Origin of the sequence: Pseudarthrobacter albicanus, from assembly GCF_018224015.1 — a bacterium.
Lineage (GTDB): Bacteria > Actinomycetota > Actinomycetes > Actinomycetales > Micrococcaceae > Arthrobacter > Arthrobacter albicanus.
On the sequence record NZ_JAGPOT010000206.1, the window covers coordinates 1 to 574 of the forward strand.

The 574-nt window shown below is 72.5% G+C and carries 2 protein-coding genes; both read left to right on the plus strand.

Going from position 1 to position 574, the window contains the following annotated elements; genetic code table 11:
- Nucleotides 1-253 (plus strand): hypothetical protein (locus tag J9611_RS21450; RefSeq protein WP_211883288.1); only part of this gene is annotated, 253 nt, incomplete at its 5' end.
- A gap of 9 nt (nt 254-262) precedes the next feature.
- A complete protein-coding gene (locus tag J9611_RS21455) occupies nt 263-490 on the plus strand; it encodes a hypothetical protein (protein WP_211883290.1) in 228 nt (75 codons plus the stop codon).
- The last annotated feature ends 84 nt before the right edge of the window (nt 491-574 follow it).

Genomic DNA, 574 nt, shown 5'->3' on the forward strand with positions numbered 1-574 from the left:
CCTGCTGACCCGGACCGACTGCACCTGGTGCAGCGACGGCAAGCAGCTGCTGGCAGGCCTGTCCCGCGAGTTTCCGCTCAGCGTTGACGAGGTCGACCTGGACAGCGAGCAGGGACGCGTCCTCGCCGCCGAGCACCGCCTCCTCTTCGCCCCCGGACTCATCGCCGACGGCAGGCTCATCGCCCACGGCCGGCTCTCCGCACGCGCGCTCCGCCGCGACCTGACCCGGCTCCGCCCCACCCCTGACCGCTAAGGACCTCCCATGGAACAGTTTTTCCTCATCCTTCCCGCCCTGGTCTGCCCCGTCGGCATGGGCCTGATGATGTGGCTCATGATGCGCGGCCGCGGCCGCAGCGACCAGCCCGCCACACCCGACCAGGAACAGGAACTGGCCACGCTGCGCGCCCAGATCGAGGCCCTCCGCCCGGCGCCGGCAGACTTCGACGGCCGCCACCCGGCACCGCGTCCGGGCGGGAGCCCCGCCGCGTGAACGCGGTACTGATCGCACTGGCCGGCACGGCGGCAGCCATCGCCCTGACCTGGTTCTTCTGCCTGCGCCCCATGCGCCGCCAGG

Excerpts from the sequence above, each read along its gene's own strand:
- J9611_RS21455 (WP_211883290.1), top strand. The coding sequence starts at position 263 with ATGGAACAGTTTTTCCTCATCCTTCCCGCCCTGGTCTGCCCCGTCGGC.